The organism is Streptomyces sp. NPDC054872, assembly GCF_053610705.1.
In genome coordinates, this window is record NZ_JBSGYY010000012.1 from 103,052 (window position 1) to 127,169 (window position 24,118).

Genomic DNA, 24,118 nt, shown 5'->3' on the forward strand with positions numbered 1-24,118 from the left:
TCGGGGGATGAGTGCAGAGAAATCCCGCTCGGGTAGCGGTACGAGCCAGCGCTGGTGGGATTTTCTGCAATCGAGCGCCAAGCCACCGCACTCAGAGCCCCCCCGCCCGCACCCCCACCCACGAATGGAATTCCGCCTCGTACGCTGATCAGCAAGAGCCAACAAAGGGGACGGGGACAACAGCATGGCCCGCTACACCGAAGCGCAGACCATCGCCCGCGGCGGATTCAGCATCAAGGTGCCGGAGACCTGGTGGGAGTTCGACGTCCGCCCGGAGTCACGTGACGCCAGCATCCGGCAGATGATCAACGACCGCGTACGCGAACGCCCCGAGCTCGAGCCGCACCGCAACACCTTCGAGGGCTTCCTGCGCAAGGCGTCCAAGGAGGCCTGGCAGTCGGGCGCCCTGTACTGCGGCTGCATGGCGGAGAGCTTCGGCGGCGAGGTGCCGATAACCGGCTCGGTCACGGTTTCCCTGGTCGGCGCCCGCACGTCGAACGGCGACGTGATGCCGACCGACCCCGCCGCGATCGTGGCCCAGCTCGGCGTACGGGAGGCCAAGCGCGAGGGCGACACCTACCGGAAGGTGAAGACGGTCGAGATACCGGGCGTGGGGCCGGCGGCCCGCACGTACGGCATCGAGGACGTCTCGGTCCCCGGCGACGACCGCACGATGCGCGTCGTGCTGATGCAGACGTTCATCCCGGTTCCGGGCCAGGAGGGCAAGGTCGCCCTGGTGGCGGGGAGCAGCCAGGTCCTGGACCTGGCGGAGTCGTTCTTCGACATCTTCGACGCGGTGACGTCGACGTTCCGCTTCGCGGAACAAGCGAGTTAAGGGCCTGACGCCACGCGGCCCTGCCGCCTTTTCATCCTCCGTACGCAGGACTGGGATGCGGCCAACTGTGCCGAGATCAGGGCAGTGAACCAGCTGATCGCAGACAACGGATTCGATATGCAACATTTGGACGACGCGATGCAGCCGTTCCAAGAGATTGAGTTCCTGACCGTCAACGTCGCTTCCGGACTTCCGGAAGCGGCCTGCTTGTCGTGCCAGAGTGTCCTGGTCAGGCTGGGCGCGGCCGATCTTTCGCAGGGGTTGTGACATGGATGGACTGAGTTCAGTGGCAGCAGACATGCTTCGGGAGGCTGGGTGGTTCCCCGGGCGGCGCGTGGACATCGCGTCGAAGGTCTCGGAGCTGGAGTCCGTGGGAATCTCGGTGAACGCCCCTGCGGCGAAATTCATGGCCGAGTACGCGGACCTGCACCTCGTACATGCCCCCTCCGCAGTCATCAACGGACGGCAGGTCACCAGCTTTACGGACATCAAGCACAGTGACTTCGCCTACGAAGCCATGATGCCGTTCGTTATGTATTGTGCGAAGCCGTGGGAGTGGGTGTCTGTCCTGTCGCGCGAAACAGCTTCCATGTGACCATCTACCTGGGCGAGAACGGCCAGTTCTACGGTGGCAGGGACGCGGACATCTACCAGTACGGCAGCAGCGCAAGTACCTTCTTCGAGATAGTGGCGAGTGGATACCGTCCGCCTCGACTCTTTCCGCCGGACGCATGATGATGGCACGGCACTGGTACGCATCCGCCCCCGTCACGGACGGTCTGCCCCTGCTGGACGACCCAGGCTTCTGGGCCGCTCATCTCGCTGACCTCGGCGAAGGCTTTCCCGCGGAAGCCTTCGGCGTCGACGCCGCGGATGCCGGGGCGGCCCTTGAGCGGCTGCACGACCGGGCGGCCTGGCCGGTGTTCACCGTGCCGTTGGCCGGGGGCTTCGCGATTATCTTGCATTACAACAGTGGCGAGGAGTTCACGACCACGGACTACTTCCTCACGCACCGGGACTGGCCCGACTCCCGCGACCTCGTCCTCGCCTCCGATGATCAGGACCGCATCGGGCCGGGCCTGTGCTGGCCCGAGCTGGCGGCCCTGATCGCCGCCCCGGCGGGAGCCGCCGGAGTCACCGATCCCCACGCCCGGTTGCTCCTCCTTCTCCCCGTACTGGGAGACGCGGACGCACCACCCGAGGCCATAGAGGCGATCGTCGAAGCGCTCGTCGCGCAGGGCGCCCCGTCCGACTGCGAGGCGTTGGCCGTCCGGTTGCTGGAGGGGCATCCCATGTGGGGTGCCGAGACCTGGACGTACGACGCCGATGAGCGAAGCTGGATCTGCGACGGCGAGCACAGCCCCCGGAGCGAGCCTCTCGGGGAGCGCCTCCCCGACGTACAGCGGGCCGCGCTTGAGGCGGTGCTCTGTGGGCGGACCGCGGCGGAAGCGCGTCTCCCCGCACCGGGGGTGTGACAAGCCGGCCGAAGCTCGGCCCGGCTTCGCGACCGGGCCGAGTTCAATGCGGGCTCAGCGGCGGTTCATCGACCGCTTGATCTTCTTCCCCGCCGCCGACTCGTCCAGCGTCTTCCACAGCTTCGACGAGCTTGTGGACGCGTATACGCCCGGAGCGCCCTGGGCGCCGCAGCCGTCGCCGTACGAGACGACGCCTATCTGGATCGGGGCCCTGCGGCCGGGGACGTTGCGGAAGATGGGGCCGCCGCTGTCGCCCTGGCAGGAGTCCTTGGTCTCGACTCCCGCGCAGAAGTTGACCTTTGAGTTGTACTCGGCGTAGCTCGTGCCGCATTCCGCGTGCGAGAGGATCGGGACCTTTACCTCGCGGAGGCGGTCCGGGGTGTTGGGGAGTTCCGTGTCCGTGTTCCCCCAGCCCGCGACCGTTGCCTTCTGGCCCGGGCGGATCAGGGCGTCCGTGCCCTGGGTGGGCAGGGCGACCGGGGAGATCCCGCGGACCGGCTTGCTGAGCTGGATGAACGCTACGTCGTACGCCTCCTGGCCCTTGAGGTAGCGGGGATGTACCACCACCCCGCCCTTGGCCACGTTGCGTATCTGGCCCTGGCCGGCCTTCGAGAGGACCGTGCGGCCCACCGCCACCTGGAGCTTCTTCGGCTTCACGGGCTTGCCCGCGTCGTCCACCAGGCAGTGTGCCGCCGTCATGACCGTGTCCGCCGTCACGAGGCTGCCGCCGCAGAACTGGCGGTCGAGCGCGCTGCCCGAGCCCTTGTCCATGACGGCCGCCATGAAGGGGTAGGCGTCGTTGGACACTTCGGTGCCGCCGATGATGGCGTGTGCCGCGGGTGTGTTGGTTGCCAGCATGGCCAGCGCCGCCGTGGTTATGCCGGCTGCCGCCATGGTCTTGCGTGACGCCGTCGTCCTGCGTGACGCCGCTGGCGTACGTCGTACGTGCGAGAGACGTGAGGGAAAGGAAAGTCTCATGGGGGCTGAATTTCTCTTCCGTGTCGAGCAGACAGAGCAGTTCTTGCTGCGGTGCGATGTGGTGCCGTGAGATGCGGTGCGCCGCGCCGCGCCGGACTGTGAGACGAGGGAGGGTGCGTGGGGGTTCATTGGGGGGCAGTGGGATGTCGAGAGGGGGGCCCGGCGCCGAGGCGGTTGGGCTCGGCGGCATCAGCGGCCCTCACCGGCGCGTGGATTGACGCCTGGATTCCCCGCGTGCGGGAGCATCTCGTCGTATACCTCGGAGAGTTCGAGGCTCGCTTCGGCTATCCGCCCGACTTCAACTCGGTAGCGATTGCCGGGAAGGCACGGGGGGCCGAGGAGTCCCGCGGCCCGGAGCACGGCGAAGTCCGTGCCGTCTCCTCAGAACTCGCGCTCCTCTATCGCCATATGGATCACCTCAGCCTGCCGGACGTGGGCGTCGGGATCTTCGTGCATTCCGTGCGGCAGACCGCGGCCGGGCTTCGCGGCGACTTGCCCACGCGGCTCGCGGGTGCTCTCGACGACTCCGTCGTCGTCTTCGGGTCCGATGGAGGCGGGGCGCTCTTCGCGCTCAGTCGTACGGATGGGGCGACCGTGTATCGGCTGCCGTCGGCGCGAGTTGAGGGCGACATCTACCACTGTGCGGAGAATGTGGAGATCCTCGCCGAAGGCCTCGCGGCTGGCCTTGCGAGTAGCCCTACGGGCGGCATTGCGAGTGGCCTGAAGGGCTTTCTCGTCTACGTCGAGGACGAGTTCAAGCGGAACTGACTGACGTCCCGTTTCCCTGCCCCGTTTCCCCCGCCCCGCTTCCCTGCCCCAGGTCCCGCTCAGGGCCCAGCCCTGGCCCCCGCCCGGCCCCAGCCCCGCCCCCACCCCAGCGCCCTCATCCACACATGGCCGAACCTCGCCCAACCGGGAACCACCCCCGCCCCTCCCGGCGTCATCCGTGCGGCTGAACGATCAGCCGCTGATCGGTCACCGGCAGGTTGGTGTTCCTCATCACCGCGCCCTGCGACGCCCGTTGCGCAAAGGGCAATTATTCGCGTACGCACATTCTCGTCATCTCCTCCACGTCCCGGAATGCGTGGGAACCATGGAGTACGGATTGCGCGTGGATAACGATGAGGGGTGCGGGCCGCAGCAGTCTTAACGCGCCTTGAGGGGCTTATGTGCTGCTGATACGGTGCGATGACTTGACACTGTGCCTGGGGCTGAATAGCCCGCCCGAGGCGGGCGAAGAGAGTCGCGAGTGTCTGAAAATGACCGAATCTTCTTGGGCGTGCGGGGAGCAGTTGCGTGAAGATCCAAGAGCGTACGGGGGCGGGCAACAGCCGTTCCGCCGCGCCGGTTCAGCCAGCGGTCGGTGAGCGCCTTCCCGCGCCGCCTCGCGAGCGCAAACCGGCACTCGCCGCCCTGGCCGTTCTGCTCATCCTCATCGGCGCCCTCGGTGCCACCGTCCTCGTGCTGCGCGCCGGGGACCGGATCGAGGTCGTCAAGGTGACGGCGGAGATCCCCGCCGGGGAGTCGGTGAGCGACGACAACACCACTTCCGTCATGGTCGCCGACGACGCGAGCATCAACTACGTGAAGTGGTCGCAGATCGGGCAGCTGAAGAAGCTCAAGGCGACCAACACCATCCCCAAGGGTGCCGTCGCCGTGGGTGAGATGTTCTCCGGCAAGGGCGGCCTGCCCGCGGGCAAGTCCGCGGTCGGCGTCTCCCTCAAGGAGGGGCAGTACCCCGCGTCCGGCCTGAAGGCCGGCGACACGGTGGACGTCTACCAGGTCGGCGACTCCGCGTCCTCCGGGGCCGGCGACAAGGAGACCGGCGGCTCGGCCGGTTCGAGTGCGAGCGACTCGCCCATCGTCTCGGCCGCCCGCGTCAGCAACGTCGCCGCCAAGAGCGACGCCACCGTGAGCACCGGCGCCCTCGGCGTCACGCTCCAGGTGGACACCGCCGACGCCGCCGCCGTCACCAGGGCCGCGTCCGCCGGTGCCGTCTCGCTCGTCCAAGTGTCTCCCAACGGCAACTAGAGGCGAGTAGAAGAGACATGGCGCTCATTGCTCTCGCCGCGGACAAGGGATCTCCCGGAGTCACAACCGCGGCCGTCGCGCTCGCAGCCGTCTGGCCGCGGCGCGTCCTCGTCGCGGAGACCGACCCCGCCGGCGGCGACCTGGTCTACCGCAGTGCCGCCGCGCACGGCGGCCCGCTCAACCCCAACACCGGGATGCTCAGCATCGCGGCGACCGCTCGTCGCGGCCTCGTGCCCGATCAACTCTGGGACCACACGCAGCCGTTGAGCGGTGGACTCGAGGTGCTCGTCGGGCTCGGCATCGCCGAGCAGGCGGCCGGTCTCGCCGGACTCTGGCCGACCCTCGGCCGCGCTTTCTCGCAGCTCGCCGACTCCCCGAACGCGCCCGCCGACGTCATCGCCGACTGCGGCCGCATCAGCGGGGACACCCCGGCCGTCGAGCTCTTCCCGCAGGCGGCCCTCGTGCTGCTCGTCTCGCGGACCGAGCCCGAGGCCATCGCGCGCGTACGTGACCGTGCCGCCGCGCTCGCCACCAAGCTGCACGGCGGATCGCGTGGGGCCGCGTCGCTCGCGACCCCGCTCATCGGCGTACTCCTGATCGCCGACCCCTCGACGTCCGGCAAGCTCGTCCACCAGGTCGACGACATGCTGATGGCCGCGCAGACCGGTGCCCGCGTCGTCGGCACCCTCGCCGAAGACCCGGCGGGGGCCGAGCAGTTGGCGGGGCGCAAGCGCGGGCGTCTCGACAAGTCGATGCTGATCCGCTCGGCCCGCAAGGTGACCGTCGACCTCTACCAGCAGTACGGCGCCGCATGGGCCAACCCGACCGCGGGCACGCGCGGGGCGGGCCGATGAGCGTTCCCGTCGATCACCAGCTCGTGAAGCGGTTCCGGCAGGACGCCGGTGACCGCATCGCCGAGCAGCGCCGCCTGGACCAGGTCTCCGGCGTCACCCCCATGTCGGGCGAGGACGAGCGGCAGTACGCCCGCGCCGTCATCGCCCAGATCCTGGAGGAGTACGCCCGGACGGAGATCAACGCCGGGCGGACCCCGCTGGACGCCGAGACCGAGGAGAAGTACGCGGCCGCGGTGCACGCGGCGCTCTTCGGCGTCGGACGGCTCCAGCCGCTGCTCGACGACCCCGAGGTCGAGAACATAGACATCAACGGGTGCGACCAGGTCTTCGTCGGATACGCCAACGGCCGTGAGAGCAAGGCCGATCCGGTCGCCGAGACCGACGAGGAGCTCGTCGAGCTCATCCAGATCCTCGGCGCGTACTCCGGGCTCTCCTCGCGCCCCTTCGACTCCGCCAACCCGCAGCTCGACCTCCGGCTCCCCGACGGCTCACGTCTGTCGGCCGTCATGGACGTCACGCGGCGCCCCGCGCTCTCCATCCGACGTGCCCGCATGGGCAAGGTCTTCATGTCGGACCTGGTGGGCAACGGCACGCTGACGCCCGAGGTCGCGCACTTCATGGCGTGCGCGGTGCGGGCCCGCAAGAACATCATGATCGCGGGCGCGACGAACGCCGGAAAGACCACTCTGCTGAGGGCGCTCGCCAACGAGATCCCGCCGCACGAGCGTCTGGTGACCGTGGAGCGCGCCCTGGAGCTCGGCCTCGACCAGTTCGCCGACCTGCACCCGAACGTCGTCGCCTTCGAGGAGCGCCTGCCCAACTCCGAGGGCCAGGGCATGATCTCGATGGCGGAGCTGGTGCGCCGTTCGCTCCGTATGAACCCCTCACGCGTCATCGTCGGTGAGGTCCTCGGCGACGAGATCGTGACGATGCTGAACGCGATGTCGCAGGGCAACGACGGCTCGCTCTCCACGATCCACGCCAACAGTTCGAGTGAGGTCTTCAACCGCATCTCGACGTACGCCCTCCAGGCCACCGAGCGGCTGCCCATCGAGGCCAGCCAGATGCTCGTGGCCGGAGCCGTCAACTTCGTCGTCTTCATCCAGCGGCGCAACAACTACCAGACCGGCGGCAAGCTCCAGCGCATGGTGACCTCGGTCCGCGAGGTCAACGGCGTCGATGGCCGCGTCCTGTCCAGCGAGGTCTTCGCGGAGGCCGCGAACGGGCAGGTCGTCGCACACGCGCCGATCGCCTGCATGGACGACCTGGCCGCGTTCGGCTACCGCCCCGCCGGGCAATGGGGGTGAGCACGACATGAACTCACTCGGCTCGATGGGCGGCCTTTTCTCGCTGCCCGTCCTGTACGCACTGGGCTGCGGCATCGCGGTCGGCGGTGGCCTCGCGGTCCTCGCGATCGCGCTGCGCGGTCTGCCGGTGAAACCGGAGCACGAGAAGCAGAAGGCCAGCCAGCGGATGAGCGAACTCATCCGGTTCGCGGGCCAGCGCGGCTCGCTCGCCATCGGCGTGGGCCTGGTGGTGCTGCTCCTCACCCGGTGGGCGGTGGCGGGCATCGCGTCCGGCATCCTCGTCTTCTTCTGGGACAAGCTGTTCGGCGGCGCCAAGGAGGAGCGCGCGCAGATGAAGCGCGTCGAGGCCCTGGCCGCCTGGACGGAGTCCCTGCGCGACACCATCGCGGGCGCGGTCGGCCTGGAGCAGGCGATCCCCGCTTCGGCGCGGGCGGCGGCTCCGGTGCTCCGTCCGCACCTGGACGCCCTGGTGGACCGGCTGCGTGCGCGTACGCCGCTTCCCGAGGCCCTGCAGATCCTGGCCGACGAGATCGACGACGCCTCGGCCGACATCATCGTGGCGGCACTGATCCTGAACGCGAAGCTGCGCGGTCCGGGTCTGCGCCAGGTACTCGGCGCGCTCGCCAAGTCGGCGCGCGAAGAGGTCGACATGCGTCAGCGCGTGATGTCGCAGCGCGCGTCGACGCGGCGCTCGGTGCAGATCGTGGTCGCGGTGTCGATCGCGTTCGTGCTCGGCCTGTCGATCTTCAACCGCGACTTCGTCTCGCCGTACGGCACGGCGGTCGGCCAGCTCGTACTCGCCTGCGTCTGCGGCCTGTTCGCGCTCGGCTTCTGGTGGCTGCGCAAGCTGTCGACGGTGGAGACGCCGGACCGCTTCCTGGTCCGGGACGAGCCCGGCGTGCAGTTCGTGCGGCCGCGGGGTCCGGGTGCGGGTGCTGTTCCTGGGGCGGGTGCGGGTGCGGGTGACCAGGCGCCGCTGACGGGTCAGTCGGGTCCGTACGGGCAGCCGCCGTCGCAGCCTGGTCAGGCCTACGGGAATCCTGAGGGGGTACGTCGATGAGCCTGACGATGCCGATAGTGATCGGCGCCATCATGGGCCTGGGCATCTACGCCCTCGTCCGTGCCCTGATGCCTTCCAAGCGGAGCGCGGTCTCGACCGTTGCGCGGATCGATGCGTTGCGGGCGAGGGGGGCGGCGTATGAGTCGCATCGCGCGCCGTCCGGTGACGGCAAGAAGGGTGCCGGCCGGCTGGATTCCACGCGCGGCCGCGTAGGCGCGCGGATGGCCGAGTTCTACCTCCAGCAGGGCTGGGAACAGCGCTCGCTGCGGGCCGACCTGGCGGTGCTCGACCGCAGCTGGGAGAAGTTCCTGGCGACCAAGACGCTGCTGGCGGCCGCGGGAGTGTTCTTCGGGCCGTTCATGTTCGTCATCATCTGGACGATGGGCGTCGGCAAGAGCCCGATCATTCCTGTGTGGCTCGCGTTGATGTTCGGCGTCATCTTCTTCTTTCTTCCCGACCTCGAAGTGCGGCGGGACGCCGCGGACAAGCGGCGCGACCTGCGGCGCGTCATCGGCGCCTATCTGGACCTGGTGTCGATGAGCCTGGCGGGCGGCCGCGGCCTCCCCGAGGCCCTGATGGCGGCGGCGGAGATCTCCGACGGCTGGGCGACGCAACGCATCCGAAGCGCTCTGGCCGATGCGCGTATCACCGGCATCAGTCAGTGGCAGGCGCTCGGCTCGCTCGGCGAGGAGCTGGGCATCGAAGAGCTCAAGGACCTGTCGGCCTCGCTCGCGCTGGTGGCGGACGACGGCGCGAAGGTGCGCGAGTCGCTCGCCTCCCGTGCGGAGACGATGCGACACCGCGAAATGGCCGAGATCGAGGGCAGCGCGGGCGAGAAGTCGCAGTCGATGCTCGTCGCCCAGCTGCTCCTCTGCGCGGGCTTCCTGGTCTTCCTCATCTTCCCGGCGGCGATGCGCGTGTTCCAGGTCTAGCGAACTTACGGCGACGGACGGGCCGGCCGACGGGGGCGGCCCGACAACCTCCCCCCACTCCTGAGAGGACAACTCACCATGAACGGACGGAACTTCAGCACCGGCAACCCCGGTCTGGACCTCGTGATCACCTTCCTGCAGGGCCGCGTGCAGCGTGCCCGCTCCGGCGAGCTCGACCGCGGTGCGTCCGCGGTCGAGTGGGTCATCATCTCGGCGGTCGTCGTGGCGATCGTCGGTGTGGTCGCCGCCGTCATCAACGGCGCGCTGAAGGGTGGCGCGGAAGACGTCAAGAACTGCATCGAGGGCGCGAGCGCGGACGGCACCTGCTGATCAGCTGTAGACCGGGGAGCGAAGGCGGACACGAGTGCGTGGGTGCGTGAAGCGATGGGTGAACCGCAGGGTGGAGGCAGCCTCCACCCGCGGTGAATCCGGCATGACCGCGATCGAGTTCGTCCTGCTCACCCCGGTGCTGTTCTTCATGATCTTCGCGACGGTGCAGTTCGCTCTGTACTTCTTCGCGGACCATGTCGCCCAGGCGGCGGCGCAGGCGGGCGCGCGGAAGGCCCGCGCGACGGCCGACGAGAACCCGGGCGGATGGCGGGGCGACGCCCGTGACGTGGTCGACGCCTACATCCAGCAGCTGGGACCGCAGTTGGTTCTCCGACCGGACGTGAAGACGGTCGAGCCGAAGGCGAACACGGTCGGCGTGGAGATCACCGCGAAGGTGCCGTCCGTGTTTCCCGGACTCGACATGACGGTGCGCGCGCGGTCGGCGGGCCCGGTCGAGCGGTTCGTGGAGGACAACGGCTGATGAGGAACGCATGGACCCGTGCTGTCCTCTCCGGGATGCGCGCGTATGGACGTGGCTCGGACCGAGGACTGGACCGAGGGCTCTCGACCATCGAGGTGGTCATCCTCGCCCCCGTGATGATCCTCTTCATCCTGCTCCTGGTGGCCTTCGGTCAGCTTGTCGACGCCCGGGGAGGCGTTGACGGGGCGGCGCGTGACGCCGCGCGTGCCGGTTCGATCCAGAAGGACCCGGGCACGGCGATGGCCGAGGCGCGGGCGGCAGCGGTGGCCGACCTGGAGGGCATGTGCGTCGGACCGGTCACCGTCAATCAGACGAGTGCGGGCTTCGAGCCCGGCACGTTCTTCTCGGTCGAAGTGAGCTGTCAGGTAAGGGGCTTGGCGATCCTCGGCCTCGACATGGAGACGACACTGAAGGCCGAGTTCAGCTCTTCACTTGACCCGCTCAGGAGGGCTGCGTGACCATCAGTCCTCGCATACGGGAATGGGTCGCCGCGCGCCGCGAACGCCTCGACGACCGCGGCTCGGGAGCAGGCGCGGTCATCATCTTCGCGCTCGTTTTCCTCGCGCTCTCGGCGTTCGTCATCGACGGCGGCCTGTCCATCTCCAAGCGGGAGCGGGCCGCCGACATCGCGGAACAGGCAGCGCGTTACGCGGCGCAGGACATAGACCGCGAGGGCATATACGAAGGCGCCAAGGGAGCGCCCATCAACTACGAGAACTGCGGCGCGCGGGCACAGGAGTACGCACGCTCGACGGGCTTGCGTGGCGCGGACGTCGCGGCGACGCACTGCGTGACGGCCAACGCCGAACAGGTCGAGGTCGAAGTCCAGATGACCTACAGCCCCGTGTTCACCGGGATGTTCTACGGCGGGGACGTAACGGTCCACGGAACCGCGGTCGCGGAGAACGCAGTCGGCTGACTGGGCCGCTCCGGCTGCTCGGGCCTCACCGCGCTGTCCTCAGCGCCGCTTCACTCGGTCTTCCACTGGGTCGCTGTCACCACGTACGTGCGGAGATTGTCGTTCTCCGGCTCCTTGATGACCTTGTTGATCCACAGGTGCGTGACGGGCCCGTCGCTGGACTCGACGCAGAGGCCGGTGTTCACCTTGAGGACCGAGTCGTTCCGGATCTTGCTGAGCGGGATGGGGTTGGGCAGATTCGCCTTGCGCGCGGTGTCCCGGCACGCGGTGGGGGTGGGGCGCTTCTCGGCGGTGCTGCTGAATGCCCCGCTGTCGTCGGCGAGGCGGAAGCCGTTGGCGCTGAGGGGGGCCGCGCAGTCCTCGTAGGCGAGCTTGGGGCTGGAGGACGGCGAGGCCTTCTGGTGCAGGTAGAGCTCCAGGTCATTGATGTTGAGTTCGGTGACGTCTGCGGGCCGGCACCCGGCGTCATAGCCGATGTCCTCGGAGTTGGGGTCGTACTTGGGCGCCCGCAGAGTCAGCGGTTTGTTCTGGGCGGTGATCTGCCACCCCGCCTCGGTCTTCGGACCCGCAGGGCCCTTGTCGGCGCCGCTCTCGGCCTCGCTGCCCGTATCAGGCTTGTTCCCGGTCTTGGAGCCCGCGCCGCTCCCCGCCGAACTGTCGTTGGGAGTATTGCCCTTGTCGTCGCTGTCGCCCATCAGTTGATACGCGGCGAAGGAGCCGCCGCCCACAGCGAGTACTCCGACGACGGCGAGCACGGGAACGAGCAACGGACGACGGCGCTTGCCGGTTTGCTGCCCTGGCTGCTGGGCCGGGGCCTGCGCAGGCCGGGTCGGTGCGGCGGCGGCAAAGGCGGCACCCGGGCTCTGAGCGGGCTGGGTCGGGACGGCGGCGGCGTACGCGGCGCCGGGGGAGTGGGCGGGCTGCGTCGGAACAGGCGGCGCGGTGAAGGGGCCGCCGGGCGCACCGAAGGAACCCGGTATACCGGGTGAGGCGGGCGCACCGGAGGATGCGCCGCTCTGCAGCAGCATCGTCTGTTCCCGCTCCTGCTGCGCGATCTGCTGCGCGACGGCGGGCGGCAGCCACCACCCCTCCTGCCGGGCGAGCCCGGACGTACCCGCGAGCGACGCGCACGCCTCGATGAGCTGGGCCGGGGTCGGTCGGGAGCCGGGCTCCTTGGCGAGGCAGGCGGCGATCAGAGGGCGCAACTGCTCCGGGCAGGAGGTGAGATCGGGCTCGTTGGAGACGATGCGGTAGAGCAGCGCGTGCGAGGAGCCGTCGCCGAACGGGTGCTGCCGGGTCGCGGCGAAGTACGCCACGAGGCCGAGGGCGAAGACGTCGAGGGCCGGGGTGACCTCGCCGCCCATGGCCTGCTCGGGGGCCATGTAGGCGGGCGTGCCGAGCCGTACGTCCGTGCCGGTCAGCGCGGTGGTGTCGGCGGCGCGGGCGATGCCGAAGTCGATGACGCGGGGGCCGTCGGCGGCCAGCAGGACGTTCGAGGGCTTGAGGTCGCGGTGGATGACACCCGCGGCGTGGATGGTCTGCAGGGCTTCGGCGATGCCGGCCATCAGCTGCAGGACGGTCGGTACGGGAAGTACGCCGTGCTGGTACACGGCGGAGGAGAGGGAGGGCCCGGGAACGTAGCTGACGGCGAGCCACGGCTCGGGCCCGTCGGTGAAGCTGTCCAGGACGGGCGCGGTGTAGGGCCCCTGCACGCGGCGGGCGGCGGCGACTTCCTGCGTGAAGCGCTGCCGGAACTCGGGGTCCTGCGCGTACTCCCGCCGTACGACCTTCAGGGCCACGGGCTGACCGCCGCGCGTGTGCGACAGGTAGACGACGCCCATACCGCCCTCGCCCAGGCGGGCGCGCAGCCGGTATCCGTCGATCTCGCGGGCGTCGTCCGGCGCCAGCTCGTCCATGGTGGATCCTCCCCGAATCGTTGGGAGCCATGGTACGGAAGGGGCCTGAGAGGTCGGTTGCCCGAGTGGGGTGCCCCTGAGGACTACACGACAGCTTTACCCCACAGCCGATCGGTGACGGCGACCTTGAAAGGCGGTGGAGCCGGGTGGGCATCCGCGTTCTTCGCGGTGGTGTCCATCTGTACGCAGTAGCCGAGCCGTTCGCGCCTCCCAGGACAAACCACTCATCCCCGAACCGCCCCCCTCGTTGGTTCTTGCCCCGTTGTGCGGGTGGGGTCGAACTGTGAGGGCGGGGTGGGGCGCGGAGGTGCGGAAGTGCACAAGGGTCGCGGGGTGGCTAATCCCCCTCGCCCTTACCGCCCTTGCCGCCCTTCTTCTCCTTCACGCCCTCCGAGACGTCCTTCGCCAGCTTGTCGTCCAGTTTCTTGAATTCGCGGACGACGGCGTCGGACATGTCCGCCAGCGCGGTCAGCTGCTGGGTGATGTCCTCGCGGCCGTCTTCCCAGTTGGACTCGAAGTCCTCGAGCGCGTCGTACACACCGCCGTCGCCGATGTCGTCCTTGTAGGACTCGAAGGTCTTCTTCGTGCGGTTCATGCGGTCCTTCACGGACCGCAGCCGGCTCCCGTAGTCCTCAAGATCGCTGAGCGGAAGCGCGAGGTCGCTCTTGCCCTTGCCTGCCATTCCGTGTCCCCCTCAGTCCCTCACGGCTGCTGCTATACGAAACGGAACGTACCTGTCACCGCATCGAAGATGTCGTGGAAGGCCTCGGCCAGGTCAAGGACGGGGCTGGCTCCCGAGACGATTATGACCTGTTCGATGGTTCCGGGGACGGGAATATACGTCTGGGTCAGGGCCATGCGCAGGGTGCGGGTGTCGCCTGGGGCGACGGGGACGTCCTCGACACCGACGGTGCGGGCGGCCATGCCTACTTCGGGGATGTCGACGGTTGTCACGGTGCGCCAGGCATCGCCTTCGCGGCGGGGTGTGATGGTACGCAAGCTGTCGGCGATCGCCCTGGGATCGGTTGAAAGAGCCACGCCTTGCTTATTTTTGGCGCCGATGACGGAGACGGTGACAGTCGCGGTGAGCGGAACCCCGTCGAAGTTCTCCGCCATGCAGCCCATGTAGAGGGCACCAGAATCGTGGGCTTCCTTCGCCATTTTGCGAAGGATGTTGGTCAAGTCAGCACGATGCGCGCCTAGGTCAGGAATTTCGCGGACTCGCTCGTCGACAAGGGCGCGGATGGTGCCTTCGCGACCTTCGGGACGAATGTCGAACTCCCACCAGGAATCCGGCACGGAGAGGGAGAGGCCAACTGGCGCTGAGGGCCGGGGAGTCGGGCTGCTCATGGGGACTTTTCTCTTCTTGGTGTGGGCATATTCGCCGGGTCAACAACTATGCTTGGTAGCTGGCATCAGATCACGACATAGGGATACGCAAATCATCGGTCATAATCGAAAGCAGCCTGCTCTTCTCAATTTCCGGCGGCCTGTAGTCGAAAGACCTGATGCGTGACAGGAATTCAGCGGGCAGGTCGATGTGATGTGTCTCGACGTAATAGGCGAGGTCTTCGCGCCACAGCCATTCGCCATCAGTGTAGAGAGAGCCGATACCGGAAAGAAGCGGTGCGTCAGGGTCCAGGACGTCGGGACCCGCGCTCATCTCGCTCCAAATGCCCGTGCCGCTGCGAAGGTAGGAGAGGACGCGATCTTGGTCCGGAATGCTCACTCGGTGGGTGAATTCCCGGATGGAGCCGGACGTAGGGAATCCCCATCCTGGTGAGAGCTCTTCGAAAAAACCTGCGACCTTGATCATTGTTCCTCGTCGGGGTGTGCGAGACAGATGGGTAATGAAGCGAGGTTACTCAGGCCATGGGTAGGAAAGTCAGCCATGAACCGTTCTGGAGAGGATCGCGTCTTCTCCCGCCATCCCCTTGATGTCGCGCAGGACCCTGGATACATCGTCGGCGAAATCATGCAGGTTCTTCGCAAGCTTGCGGACGCGGTCCGGATAACCGGGGGTTGGGTCCTTGTCCAAGTCCAGGACGTGCCAATCCGCCGGACGATTCCCCGCCATTCCACAACCCCCGCAGAACCTGCAGTGCTTGCACTCGAAAGCGCATACGAAGCTATCGCACCCGTGTTGCTATTGGGACGCCGGTGGTGATCTGTACGGTTCCGGGGCGCCGTCTGGCCAGTCCGCGCCGGTCAATGTCGCCGTCAGGCGTCCCTCCTCGTGGTTCACGGCGACGTCCATGCCTTTCGCGGCTGCGCTGGCGAAGGCGGCCGGTGGGCTGGTGTCGAGGAGGAAGGCGAAGTGGAGGGTGAAGGGGGGTGTGTCTTCGTCCGGGGTTCCGTCTGCGTCGAGTTGGAGGTTGGCCCTCCATGCCGCCTGGCAGAGGACTGAGACGAACCGCCCCAGGAAGTCGGCGTGCAGAAGGTCGTCGGCGTGGTCGATCAGGACCGCGACGTCCTTCGTCTCGCCGCCGTGGCCGTGCCAGTCGTGGAGGCAGTCCACGAGGGCGTCCCAGTTGTGGCCGAAGTAGGCGGGGAAGGAAAGCCTTTCGGCGAAGGCGGCGAACAGGGCGGTCGGCTTTCGCAGTTCTCTGCCGTCCAGGCGGATCACTCGGCCGCCCAGCTTCTGGAGCGAGGCGGTCTCCGTGCTCAGCCATGGGTCGTCGTGTCGTGCGAAGACGACCCATGGTGAGCGTCGGCGGGTCAGGGTGGCGCTGGTGTCCATGGTGTGGAGGTCCTGGACGGTCAGCGGTTGATCGACTGGACTTCCTGGACGTCCATGTCCTGGGTCGTCTCGAAGGTGCCCTCCGGCAGCATGTGCTTGCCGTCGTTGTCCGAGCCCTCCCAGCTGATCTCCCAGGTGATCGACGCCTTCAGCTCGTACGGCTTGCCGTCCGTGGCGCGGAGGTAGCTGATGCCGCACGGCGGGTCCTGCTTCGACTTGCCCTTGGTGTAGGGCGTACCGATGCTGCCGTCTTCGTTGATCTCGCATTCGCCCGATGCGGGGAAGGTCTCCGCGTCAGCCGTACCGGGTTCGAGGTGAAGGCTCTTCGGCTTCGCCGTGGTTTCCGCCCAGAGGTTGGTGTGCGGGAGGTCCGCGCGCACCTTGACGTCCTTGAAAGTGCCCTTGTCCAGCCAGACCCAAGTGGGCAGATTCACCGTCGACTTGGCCTCCGGCTTCAGCTCGACCTTGGTGTCGGGGACCTTCACCTTGTCGTAGGCGTACTCAGCGAGCATCTCCGGCGTTGGCGCGTTCGGGATGTCGGGGACCGTTCCCGCGTCCTGCCAGAACATGATGCGGCCGCAGTCCCAGGAATCCGGGTGGGTGTCGTCCGGTGCGACGCCGCGCCAGAAGTAGCCGTCCTTGCCGATGTTGTAGTTCTTGTAGCCCTCTGCGTAGCTGTTCTCGTCGTCGAAGTTGTCGTTGGCCTCGCCCTTGTCGTAGTGATCGATGAAGATCGCGTCCGACCAGAACTCGTGGATGCCGGCGTCGTTGACGTCTCCGGCTTCCGCGGCCTTCTTGAGCTGCTCGGGCGTGTAGGCGGGCTCGTACCAGCAGACCGGAGGCTCCCAGTTGGGGTCGATCGGCGCCAGGTTCCCCTTCTTGCCGCCTCCTCCCCCTCCGCCCTTGTAAGAGATCTTGATCGAGGAGTGCGTGACACCGGCCCCGAGGTTGCCTTCGTCGTCCACGCTCCCGCCTTCGTGGCCCGGTCCGCCCAGCGCGAACGCGGGCGAGGGAACGAGAGCGGAGACGATCGCCAAGGGTGTGATCACCCGTACGACGGTGGTGCGTATGGTGCTGCGAGTGGAGCGCATGATCAGCATCCCCCTGGGTCGGTCTCCACCGAGGTGGTCTTCCAGACGCCGTTGTCGCCCTTCTCCAGAGCGGTGCGGTACTGGACCTTGGGGGACTCGCCCTCGGGGGTCCCCTCCTTCTTGCCGGTCTTGAGGTCCTTGCTGTAGCCCTTGCTCTCGTCCACGCAGTAGAAGAGCGTCGCCCGGCCCTTCTCGCGGATCTCTGCCTCGGGGCTGTAGGCCTTGACCTCGCCGGTGATCGTCATCCCCTTGTAGCCCGCGACCCACTCCTCGCCGGTGGCGAGGGCGGACCGGGCGCTGTAGAAGGCCAAGTAGCCGGCCTTGGGGTCGGCCTCACCGATCGCGGCATACGTCCCGCGGAGCCGCTCCTTGCCGTCGTCCAGGATCGACTGGATCTTCGGGTCGCTGTCGGTCCAGCCCGCGAAGTCAGCCTTGAAGGACTCCGGCAGTGTGATCTTGGGACGGTTGACGTCCGACGACGGCGAGGCGGTGGCGGACGGCTTGTTCGACCCCTGCCCCGCCCCCTCGATCTTGTCCGAGGAGTCGTCGCTCCCGCCGCCCCCGCAGGCAGTCAGCAGCAAGGTCGTGCTCGCTGCCAGGGCGGCGAGGGCGGGCATGGAACGACGGGCCACGATTGCAGTCCCCCAGGGTTGGCTGAGTCGGCGGAGTTCGACGTGCGTGCAGGAAAGGCGGAGTTCGGCGTGTGTGCACGAGAAAATGAAGCCGAACGAAGTTATCAGGTGTGGGTTACCAGTACTGGTGGGACTTGTGAAGGCTCTCGCGTTCCGTGCGGTGACGGAAGCGAAGGGTCTTCAAGTGCTACGGGGACGCAGCGAACCCGTGCCGGAACTGTGACGCCCGGGGGTGAATGGCTGGTGCCGCCTGCCCTGAGCGGGAGGGCGGGGAGTGGGCCGGAGTTGCACCTTCCGCCCAACTCGGGCGTAAACGGGCGGCCGTATGGCCCCAAGGGGAGCTAGCGGAACCCGCTGCCCCTGTCTGACCTTCGGCCCCTTCCGTACCATCGCCTCAGTACGCTCAGCCCATCGCGGCACAGACCGCTGACCGCTGATCCCTAACCGCTCCCTCTCAGAGGACAACAGGACACCCGCCATGGCGCGCACCACTTCAAGTTCGACAGGCGGCCCGTCGGCTCCACGGAACCGGACGCCGCAGCCGCTGCCCCGGCGTCGTCGTACGTTCGGGGACTTCGTCAAGGCGTTCCTCGCCTTTGTCGCGTTGGCCGCGCTCGTCTTCGGCGTGCCTGGTGCCCTCGCGATCGCCGTGGGGTGGCCGCTTCCGGGCGGTATGCCCTCGCTGGACTGGTTGCAGCAGGAGATCACGGTCGGGACGTTCATCAACGTACTGACCGTCGTCGTCTGGCTCGCCTGGGCCCAGTTCACCGCCTGCGTGCTGGTGGAGGTCAAGGCCGCGCTCTCCGGAGTGGGGATGCCGGGTCGCGTTCCCGGCGCCGGCGGCAGCCAGCTCCTGGCCCGCCAACTCGTCGCCGCCCTGCTCCTGGTGGGCGCCACCGCCGCCAGCTTCGCGCCGGGGCTCTCGCAGTTCGGGCAGTCGCTGGAGGGGAATCAGAAGCCGGCGAGCGCCGCTTCCGCCCAGCAGACGCCGGGTGGTCTCTTCGGGCAGGAGCAGGCCGGGAGCGCCGCCGGTGCCGTCGCCGAGCAGGCCGAGCAGGCCGCCGAGCGGGCGGGCACCAGCGCCAAGGACGGGGACACCAAGTACTACCGGATCCAGCCGCCCGAAGGCCGTCACCACGACTCCATGTGGGAGATCGCCGAGCGGCACCTCGGGGACGGGCGGCGGTACAAGGAGATCTACCAGCTCAACAAGGACCGGGAGCAGCCCGACGGTTCCCGCCTGTCCGAGGCCAGCCTCATCCGGCCCGGCTGGATCATGGAGATGCCGGCGGACGCGCACGGCGGCGAGCTCGTCGAGATGCCCGACGAGGCGCCCAAGGTCTCGCAGGACGTGAAGGAGCAGATCTCCGACTACGCCAAGTCCGGGGATCACCAGCAGGGCGGCGGGCAGCAGGGTGGCGGCGCCAAGGAGCAGGGCGGCGGTGGATCCGTCGACCGCGACACCGCGCACATCACGATTCCCGAGCAGCGGCCTTCCGACGGCGCCGGGCAAGGGCAGCAGGAAGCCCCCGTCGCCGGCAGCGGCAGCGAGTCGGAAGGGTTCTCCTTCGGGCTGCCCGAGGCCCTCATCGGTGCGCCTCTCCTCGCCGCCGGTCTGCTCGGCGCGCTCGGACGCCGTCGCCGTCACGCGCTGTGGCAGTCGGCCATGGGTGCCGTCGGCGGGCGTCGCGGCATGGAGCCGCCGACGCCGACCGGGGGCGCCGCCGATGTGCAGGACGCGCTGCTCGTGGGGGCCGACCCCGAGGGCGTACGGCTGCTTGATCTGTCGCTCCGCGGCCTCGCCGCCGCCCTCGCCGAGGAGTCGCGGCCTCTGCCGACCGTCTACGCGGCCTGGCTCAGCAACGGCGACCTGCACCTCCAGCTCGCGCAGCCCGCGGGACGGCCGCCCGCTCCTTGGCAGTTGGGGCAGGACCAGACGTTCTGGATGCTGGCGCGGACCGATGCCGAGCGGTACGAGGACGTGGACACCGCCGCTCCCTACCCGGGGCTCGTCAGCCTCGGCACACTCGACGACTCGCGGCTGCTGCTCAACCTCGAAGCCGTGCCCGGTGTCGTCTCGCTGAGCGGGCGCGAGGCCGACCGTGCCGCCGTCTTCGCCTCCGTGGCCGCCGAGCTCGCCACCAACGGCTGGTCCGACCGCATGACCATCACCCTCGTCGGCTTCGGGCAGGACCTGACGCCGCTCGCGCCCAACCGGCTGCGCCACCTCGACGACATCGAGGCGCTCATCGAGACGATGGAGGCCGAGACGCGGCAGCGGCGCGGGGCCCTCGGGGCGGCCGGGCACGACTCCGTGCTCACCGGCCGTACGGGGCCCGCCCAGCACACCCGCTGGGCGCCGCATCTGGTGCTGCTCGCCGCGGAGCCCGAAGGGGACGACGCGGTGAAGCTCGCCGAACTGGCCGCCGACGCGGGCCGGTTGGGCATCGGGTACCTGGTCGGCACCGAGTCCGGTGACCTGCCGGGTGCCGCCTGGGAGATGGAGATCACCCCCGAGGGCAAGCTCCTCGCCCCGCTGCTCGGCCTCGAGCTGGAGGCGCAGGCGCTGCCCGAGGCACAGCAGCGTGCCGTCGTGGAGCTGTTCGTCGACGCCGATCCCGGTGAGGGCGGCACTTCAAGTTCCGGTTCCGGGCGTACGGCGGCCGCACCGCCGTTCCTCGTCGACGTCACCGAGCAGGGGCGGCCCGCGGTCTACGCACGCCTCGTCGGCACGTACGAGATCATCGGCCTCGACACGCCGGACGGCGAGCGCAGCCCGCTGATGCACGAGGCGCTCGCGCTGCTCCTGCTGCACCGCGAGGGCGTGCACCCGCGGGTGCTCTCCTCCGCGCTGTGGCCGCGTGGCGCCACCGAGGACGTACGGGACGCGCTCATCGAGCGGCTGCGGGGCTGGCTCGGCACCGAGCCGGACGGCACGCCGCGGCTGAAGGCGGACCGGAGCGGGCGGCTCACGCTCGCCAAGTCCGTGGTCTCCGACCTGGATGTGCTGCGGTCGCTGTACCACGAGGCGACTCAGGGGCGCGGGGCCAACAGCCGGGCCGTGCGCGGGCGGATGCTCACCGACGCGCTGGTGCTCGTACGCGGGCCGCTGCTCTCGGACCGGCCGCAGGGGCGGTACGGGTGGCTCACCCACGAGATCATCGACGCGCAGCTGCCGCTGCTTGTGGCCGACATCGGGCTCGCGCTCTCCGAGTTCCACCTGGAGAAGGGGCGCGCGGAGAAGGCCATCGAGGCGTTGAACGCCTCGCTGAATTCCGCGCCGGGGGACGAGCGGCTCTGGAACGAGTTGCTGCGGGGGACTCACGCGGTGGGTGATCCTGCCCGCCTTCAGCGGGTTGCCGCCGATCTTGTCGCGCGGAGTGGGGCGCGGGGTGTGCCACCCCGTACGGAAGCTTTGCTGGACGAGCTGCTTCCTACCTGGCGCAGTGGCCTCACCGCGGTCAGCTGACACCCCGCTGAATCGGAACGGGAAGTCGACCTCTTGTTGCTGATCCTCGTCCTCGGCGGCGCCCTCTGGGGCGCCGCCGCCGGGCTCCTCGTGCCCCGTGCCGCCTACCGCCTCTCCGTGGCGCCCGACGAGGCGTGGCGGGCGAGTTGCCCCGACGGGCATCCCGTCGGCGGCTGGGTCGGGCTCGCGCGGTGCGGGGACGACGGGACCCGCTACGGGCCCCGGACCACGACCGTCGCCCTCGCCACCGCGCTCGTCTGCGCCGCCCTCGCCGCCGCCACGGGCCCCCGGCCCGAGCTGGCCGTCTGGCTCCTGCTCGCGCCCTTCGGGGTGCTGCTCGCCGTCGTGGACTTCGGGGTGCACCGGCTGCCCGACGTGCTGACCCTGCCGCTCGCCGGGGCCGCGCTCGTGCTCCTCGGGGGCGCGGCGCTGCTCCCCGAGCACGCCGGGTCCTGGATCCACGCGCTCTACGGAGGGCTCGCGCTCGGCGGCGCGTACTTCGTGCTCTTCCTCATCAGCCCGAACGGCATGGGCTTCGGCGACGTGAAGCTGGCGCTCGGCCTCGGTGCCGTCCTCGGCTGGTACGGCTGGGGCGGGGTGCTGCTCGGCACCTTCGCCGGGTTCCTGCTGGCCGCGCTGTACGGCGGATTCCTGGTCGTCGCTCGCCGCGCCGGGCGCAAGACGGCGATCCCGTTCGGGCCCTTCCTGATCGGCGGGGCGCTCCTTGGGCTGCTCGCCGGGGCGTACGCCGCCTGACGTCAGGCGGCCGGACGGGCTGGCGTACGCTGAATCAGTCCGTCAAGAACCCTTACGAAAGGGACGCCCCGGTGACCGAGAAGGCCGACCTTCAGTCCGTCCTCGACCGTGCCGCCGAAGGCGGGCGGATCAGCGCCGAAGAGGCGCTCGACCTCTACCGCGATGCCCCGCTGCACGCGCTCGGCGCAGCCGCCGACGCGATCCGCCGCCGCCGGTACGCCGGGACCGAGCACATCGCGACGTACATCATCGAGCGGAACATCAACTACACGAACGTCTGCGTGACGGCGTGCAAGTTCTGCGCCTTCTACGCCGCCCCGAAGGACACGAAGAAGGGCTGGACGCGCGACCTCGACGACATCCTGCGGCGCTGCGCCGAGACCGTCGAGCTCGGTGGCACGCAGGTCATGTTCCAGGGCGGGCACCACCCGGACTTCGGCGTCGAGTACTACGAAGAGCACTTCTCGGCGATCAAGAAGAACTTCCCGCAGCTGGTCATCCACTCCCTCGGCGCCTCCGAGGTCGAGCACATGGCCCGCATCTCGAAGGTCTCCGCCGAGGAGGCGATCCAGCGCATCCACGCCGCCGGGCTCGACTCCTTCGCCGGTGCCGGCGCCGAGCTGCTGCCGGCCCGCCCGCGCAAGGCCATCGCCCCGCTCAAGGAGAGCGGCGAGCGCTGGCTCGAGATCATGGGGATCGCGCACGACCTCGGCGTCGAGTCGACGTCCACGATGCTCATGGGTACGGGCGAGACCAACGCCGAGCGCATCGAGCACCTGCGGATGATCCGCGACCTGCAGGACCGGACCGGAGGCTTCCGGGCCTTCATCCCGTACACGTACCAGCCGGAGAACAACCACCTCAAGGGCCGGACCCAGGCCAGCATCTTCGAGTACATCCGCATGATCGCGATCTCGCGGATCTTCCTCGACAACGTGGCCCACATCCAGGGTTCCTGGCTGACCACCGGCAAGGAGGCAGGGCAGCTGACCCTGCACTACGGCGCGGACGACCTCGGTTCGGTGATGCTGGAGGAGAACGTCGTCTCCTCCGCCGGTGCCAAGCACCGCAACAACCTGCGCGACATGATCGACATGATCCGCACCGCGGACCGTGTCCCGGCCCAGCGCGCCACGACGTACGAGCACCTCGTCGTGCACGACGACCCGGCGAACGACCCGACCGACGAACGCGTCGCCTCGCACATCTCCTCAACAGCGATCGAGGGCGGCACGGCTCACCCCGAGCTGAAGCTCCTCGCCACCAACTGAGGCCGTCTTGCGCACACTTCACGTCGCCGAGGGGACACCGGAGGCGGCGGTCCTGGTCGACGGGGCGAGCATCGCCGCCGTCGGCCCGTACGAGGAGCTGGCCGCCGCGCACCCGGCGGCCCGCGTCCGGCGCTGGCCCGGCATCCTCACCCCGGGCCTGCTCAACGTGTACGGCCCCGAGCTCCTGGAGGCCACCTACCACCCCGACCCGCGGGAGGCCGACCGGCTCGGCACGGAGCCCATCGGCGGGGAGCGTGCGCGGGCGATCTTCCGCGCCGACCCGTCCCGCCTGGGCGCCAGCGCGCGCCGGGGTGTACAGCGGCTCTTCGCGCACGGCACGGTGGCCGTCGCGGGCGAACTGAAGGCCCGACCCGTCCTGGACACCGTCCGCAGGGCGGGCCTCGCGGTGGGCCGGCGCCCGGATCGGCTGCCGGGCCCCGCGTCCCTGTCGCCGACCCCCCTGGTCCTCCTGCCGCCCCTGACGACGGGCGCCCCCGCCCGCTTCGCGATCTTCGACGTGACCGATCGGGCCGATCTGGTGCGGCAGGGCGCGGGAGCATGTGTGGCAACGGTGGTGGGCGGCAGAATGGTGTACCGAGCCAGCTGAGAACAGCCCAGCCTGAGGGCAGCCCCGAAGGGGCGCCCTCAGGGGCGCGGGGAACTGCGCGAGCAACCACACCCCACCCGCACCCGCCGGACGCCCCGCCCCGGGCAGCCGCCCCCGCGAAAAGCCTGCCGCAGGCGAAGAGCCGCCCTCAGGGGCGCGGGGAACTGCGCGAGCAACCACACCCCACCCGCACCCGCCGGTCACCCCGCCCCGGGCAGACGCTCCCGCGAAAAGCCCGCCGCAGGCGAAGAGCCGCCCATAGGGGCGCGGGGAACTGCGCGAGCAACCACACCCCACCCGCACCCGCCGGTCACCCCGCCCCGGGCAGACGCTCCCGCGAAAAGCCTGCCGCAGGCGAAGAGCCGCCCATAGGGGCGCGGGGAACTGCGCGAGCAACCACACCCCACCCGCACCCGCCGGACGCCCCGCCCCGG

The 24,118-nt window shown here is 69.1% G+C and carries 26 protein-coding genes and 1 pseudogene; 18 read left to right on the forward strand and 9 right to left on the reverse strand.

Annotated elements, in window-relative coordinates; translation table 11 throughout:
• The first annotated feature begins 184 nt into the window (after positions 1 to 184).
• The 4 genes from ACWGIH_RS16865 to ACWGIH_RS16880 all read left to right on the forward strand — a co-directional run bounded on the left by ACWGIH_RS16865 (position 185) and on the right by ACWGIH_RS16880 (position 2,310).
• Positions 185 to 835, forward strand: a complete 651-nt coding sequence (locus ACWGIH_RS16865) for a hypothetical protein (protein ID WP_453445793.1) — start codon at positions 185 to 187, stop codon at positions 833 to 835.
• A gap of 84 nt (positions 836 to 919) precedes the next feature.
• On the forward strand, positions 920 to 1,102 hold the full coding sequence (locus tag ACWGIH_RS16870; RefSeq protein WP_453445791.1) for a hypothetical protein: 183 nt from the start codon (positions 920 to 922) through the stop codon (positions 1,100 to 1,102).
• A gap of 19 nt (positions 1,103 to 1,121) precedes the next feature.
• Positions 1,122 to 1,430 (forward strand): SUKH-3 domain-containing protein, encoded by a 309-nt coding sequence (locus ACWGIH_RS16875; protein WP_453445789.1) that lies wholly within the window; start codon positions 1,122 to 1,124, stop codon positions 1,428 to 1,430.
• A gap of 136 nt (positions 1,431 to 1,566) precedes the next feature.
• On the forward strand, positions 1,567 to 2,310 hold the full coding sequence (locus ACWGIH_RS16880; RefSeq protein ID WP_453445787.1) for a hypothetical protein: 744 nt from the start codon (positions 1,567 to 1,569) through the stop codon (positions 2,308 to 2,310).
• A gap of 54 nt (positions 2,311 to 2,364) precedes the next feature.
• Here the strand turns inward: ACWGIH_RS16880 and ACWGIH_RS16885 are convergent, their stop codons facing one another.
• Complete coding sequence (locus tag ACWGIH_RS16885) at positions 2,365 to 3,168, reverse strand: S1 family peptidase (RefSeq protein WP_453445785.1); 804 nt, start codon at positions 3,166 to 3,168, stop codon at positions 2,365 to 2,367.
• A 354-nt stretch (positions 3,169 to 3,522) separates the two neighbouring features.
• On the opposite strand from ACWGIH_RS16885, the gene ACWGIH_RS16890 reads away from it, so the two are divergent.
• From ACWGIH_RS16890 to ACWGIH_RS16935, 10 genes are all read left to right on the forward strand, one after another.
• Complete coding sequence (locus ACWGIH_RS16890; RefSeq protein WP_453445783.1) at positions 3,523 to 4,056, forward strand: hypothetical protein; 534 nt, start codon at positions 3,523 to 3,525, stop codon at positions 4,054 to 4,056.
• 528 nt (positions 4,057 to 4,584) lie between these two features.
• Complete coding sequence (locus tag ACWGIH_RS16895; protein WP_453445781.1) at positions 4,585 to 5,319, forward strand: RcpC/CpaB family pilus assembly protein; 735 nt, start codon at positions 4,585 to 4,587, stop codon at positions 5,317 to 5,319.
• Between the two features lie 17 nt (positions 5,320 to 5,336).
• Positions 5,337 to 6,173: a hypothetical protein gene (locus tag ACWGIH_RS16900; RefSeq protein ID WP_453445779.1), complete on the forward strand. Its 837-nt coding sequence runs from the start codon at positions 5,337 to 5,339 to the stop codon at positions 6,171 to 6,173.
• Positions 6,170 to 7,480, forward strand: coding sequence for a CpaF family protein (locus ACWGIH_RS16905; protein ID WP_453445777.1), 1,311 nt, complete (start codon positions 6,170 to 6,172; stop codon positions 7,478 to 7,480). Before ACWGIH_RS16900 ends, ACWGIH_RS16905 begins: the two co-directional genes overlap by 4 nt.
• Before the next feature lie 7 nt (positions 7,481 to 7,487).
• A complete protein-coding gene (locus tag ACWGIH_RS16910) occupies positions 7,488 to 8,540 on the forward strand; it encodes a type II secretion system F family protein (protein WP_453445775.1) in 1,053 nt (350 codons plus the stop codon).
• The gene (locus ACWGIH_RS16915) at positions 8,537 to 9,472 is read left to right on the forward strand and encodes a type II secretion system F family protein (protein WP_453445773.1); all 936 of its coding nucleotides are present in this window, start codon (positions 8,537 to 8,539) and stop codon (positions 9,470 to 9,472) included. The genes ACWGIH_RS16910 and ACWGIH_RS16915 overlap by 4 nt, the downstream gene beginning before the upstream one ends.
• A gap of 78 nt (positions 9,473 to 9,550) precedes the next feature.
• Positions 9,551 to 9,802 (forward strand): hypothetical protein, encoded by a 252-nt coding sequence (locus ACWGIH_RS16920; RefSeq protein ID WP_453445771.1) that lies wholly within the window; start codon positions 9,551 to 9,553, stop codon positions 9,800 to 9,802.
• Between the two features lie 103 nt (positions 9,803 to 9,905).
• Positions 9,906 to 10,283 carry a TadE family protein gene (locus ACWGIH_RS16925; protein ID WP_190085978.1) on the forward strand — a complete coding sequence of 126 codons (378 nt, stop codon included), beginning with the start codon at positions 9,906 to 9,908 and terminating at the stop codon, positions 10,281 to 10,283.
• A 35-nt stretch (positions 10,284 to 10,318) separates the two neighbouring features.
• The gene (locus tag ACWGIH_RS16930) at positions 10,319 to 10,741 is read left to right on the forward strand and encodes a TadE/TadG family type IV pilus assembly protein (protein WP_453445926.1); all 423 of its coding nucleotides are present in this window, start codon (positions 10,319 to 10,321) and stop codon (positions 10,739 to 10,741) included.
• On the forward strand, positions 10,738 to 11,202 hold the full coding sequence (locus tag ACWGIH_RS16935) for a TadE/TadG family type IV pilus assembly protein (RefSeq protein WP_453445769.1): 465 nt from the start codon (positions 10,738 to 10,740) through the stop codon (positions 11,200 to 11,202). The genes ACWGIH_RS16930 and ACWGIH_RS16935 overlap by 4 nt, the downstream gene beginning before the upstream one ends.
• Positions 11,203 to 11,252: 50 nt before the next feature.
• On the opposite strand, the gene ACWGIH_RS16940 is transcribed toward ACWGIH_RS16935, so the two are convergent.
• From ACWGIH_RS16940 to ACWGIH_RS16975, 8 genes and pseudogenes are all read right to left on the reverse strand, one after another.
• On the reverse strand, positions 11,253 to 13,118 hold the full coding sequence (locus ACWGIH_RS16940) for a serine/threonine protein kinase (RefSeq protein WP_453445767.1): 1,866 nt from the start codon (positions 13,116 to 13,118) through the stop codon (positions 11,253 to 11,255).
• Positions 13,119 to 13,455: 337 nt separating this feature from the next.
• Entirely contained in the window at positions 13,456 to 13,800 is a 345-nt protein-coding gene (locus ACWGIH_RS16945) for a hypothetical protein (protein WP_453445766.1), read from the reverse strand.
• Positions 13,801 to 13,832: 32 nt separating this feature from the next.
• Positions 13,833 to 14,468: a hypothetical protein gene (locus tag ACWGIH_RS16950; protein ID WP_453445764.1), complete on the reverse strand. Its 636-nt coding sequence runs from the start codon at positions 14,466 to 14,468 to the stop codon at positions 13,833 to 13,835.
• A 70-nt stretch (positions 14,469 to 14,538) separates the two neighbouring features.
• Entirely contained in the window at positions 14,539 to 14,934 is a 396-nt protein-coding gene (locus ACWGIH_RS16955; RefSeq protein WP_453445762.1) for a hypothetical protein, read from the reverse strand.
• A 90-nt stretch (positions 14,935 to 15,024) separates the two neighbouring features.
• A pseudogene (locus tag ACWGIH_RS16960) lies at positions 15,025 to 15,195 on the reverse strand (putative T7SS-secreted protein); the annotation flags it as partial.
• 69 nt (positions 15,196 to 15,264) lie between these two features.
• The gene (locus ACWGIH_RS16965) at positions 15,265 to 15,858 is read right to left on the reverse strand and encodes a barstar family protein (protein ID WP_453445760.1); all 594 of its coding nucleotides are present in this window, start codon (positions 15,856 to 15,858) and stop codon (positions 15,265 to 15,267) included.
• Positions 15,859 to 15,878: 20 nt separating this feature from the next.
• Positions 15,879 to 16,949, reverse strand: coding sequence for a hypothetical protein (locus ACWGIH_RS16970; RefSeq protein WP_453445758.1), 1,071 nt, complete (start codon positions 16,947 to 16,949; stop codon positions 15,879 to 15,881).
• Positions 16,950 to 16,951: 2 nt separating this feature from the next.
• Positions 16,952 to 17,581 carry a hypothetical protein gene (locus tag ACWGIH_RS16975; RefSeq protein ID WP_453445756.1) on the reverse strand — a complete coding sequence of 210 codons (630 nt, stop codon included), beginning with the start codon at positions 17,579 to 17,581 and terminating at the stop codon, positions 16,952 to 16,954.
• Positions 17,582 to 18,059: 478 nt separating this feature from the next.
• Here ACWGIH_RS16975 and ACWGIH_RS16980 point away from each other — a divergent pair, with 478 nt between their 5' ends.
• From ACWGIH_RS16980 to ACWGIH_RS16995, 4 genes are all read left to right on the forward strand, one after another.
• Positions 18,060 to 21,050 (forward strand): BTAD domain-containing putative transcriptional regulator, encoded by a 2,991-nt coding sequence (locus ACWGIH_RS16980; protein ID WP_453445754.1) that lies wholly within the window; start codon positions 18,060 to 18,062, stop codon positions 21,048 to 21,050.
• A 33-nt stretch (positions 21,051 to 21,083) separates the two neighbouring features.
• Positions 21,084 to 21,806, forward strand: coding sequence for a prepilin peptidase (locus tag ACWGIH_RS16985; protein WP_453445752.1), 723 nt, complete (start codon positions 21,084 to 21,086; stop codon positions 21,804 to 21,806).
• A gap of 71 nt (positions 21,807 to 21,877) precedes the next feature.
• Positions 21,878 to 23,077: a cyclic dehypoxanthinyl futalosine synthase gene (mqnC, locus tag ACWGIH_RS16990; RefSeq protein ID WP_453445750.1), complete on the forward strand. Its 1,200-nt coding sequence runs from the start codon at positions 21,878 to 21,880 to the stop codon at positions 23,075 to 23,077.
• A gap of 7 nt (positions 23,078 to 23,084) precedes the next feature.
• Complete coding sequence (locus tag ACWGIH_RS16995) at positions 23,085 to 23,684, forward strand: imidazolonepropionase-like domain-containing protein (protein ID WP_453445748.1); 600 nt, start codon at positions 23,085 to 23,087, stop codon at positions 23,682 to 23,684.
• Positions 23,685 to 24,118 lie beyond the last annotated feature (434 nt).

Coding starts and splice junctions, on each gene's coding strand:
- ACWGIH_RS16865 (WP_453445793.1), top strand. CDS start 185: ATGGCCCGCTACACCGAAGCGCAGACCATCGCCCGCGGCGGATTCAGC.
- ACWGIH_RS16880 (WP_453445787.1), top strand. CDS start 1,567: ATGATGATGGCACGGCACTGGTACGCATCCGCCCCCGTCACGGACGGT.
- ACWGIH_RS16885 (WP_453445785.1), bottom strand. CDS start 3,168: ATGCTGGCAACCAACACACCCGCGGCACACGCCATCATCGGCGGCACC.
- ACWGIH_RS16900 (WP_453445779.1), top strand. CDS start 5,337: ATGGCGCTCATTGCTCTCGCCGCGGACAAGGGATCTCCCGGAGTCACA.
- ACWGIH_RS16905 (WP_453445777.1), top strand. CDS start 6,170: ATGAGCGTTCCCGTCGATCACCAGCTCGTGAAGCGGTTCCGGCAGGAC.
- ACWGIH_RS16910 (WP_453445775.1), top strand. CDS start 7,488: ATGAACTCACTCGGCTCGATGGGCGGCCTTTTCTCGCTGCCCGTCCTG.
- ACWGIH_RS16915 (WP_453445773.1), top strand. CDS start 8,537: ATGAGCCTGACGATGCCGATAGTGATCGGCGCCATCATGGGCCTGGGC.
- ACWGIH_RS16920 (WP_453445771.1), top strand. CDS start 9,551: ATGAACGGACGGAACTTCAGCACCGGCAACCCCGGTCTGGACCTCGTG.
- ACWGIH_RS16925 (WP_190085978.1), top strand. CDS start 9,906: ATGACCGCGATCGAGTTCGTCCTGCTCACCCCGGTGCTGTTCTTCATG.
- ACWGIH_RS16930 (WP_453445926.1), top strand. CDS start 10,319: ATGCGCGCGTATGGACGTGGCTCGGACCGAGGACTGGACCGAGGGCTC.
- ACWGIH_RS16940 (WP_453445767.1), bottom strand. CDS start 13,118: ATGGACGAGCTGGCGCCGGACGACGCCCGCGAGATCGACGGATACCGG.
- ACWGIH_RS16945 (WP_453445766.1), bottom strand. CDS start 13,800: ATGGCAGGCAAGGGCAAGAGCGACCTCGCGCTTCCGCTCAGCGATCTT.
- ACWGIH_RS16950 (WP_453445764.1), bottom strand. CDS start 14,468: ATGAGCAGCCCGACTCCCCGGCCCTCAGCGCCAGTTGGCCTCTCCCTC.
- ACWGIH_RS16955 (WP_453445762.1), bottom strand. CDS start 14,934: ATGATCAAGGTCGCAGGTTTTTTCGAAGAGCTCTCACCAGGATGGGGA.
- ACWGIH_RS16965 (WP_453445760.1), bottom strand. CDS start 15,858: ATGGACACCAGCGCCACCCTGACCCGCCGACGCTCACCATGGGTCGTC.
- ACWGIH_RS16970 (WP_453445758.1), bottom strand. CDS start 16,949: ATGCGCTCCACTCGCAGCACCATACGCACCACCGTCGTACGGGTGATC.
- ACWGIH_RS16980 (WP_453445754.1), top strand. CDS start 18,060: ATGGCGCGCACCACTTCAAGTTCGACAGGCGGCCCGTCGGCTCCACGG.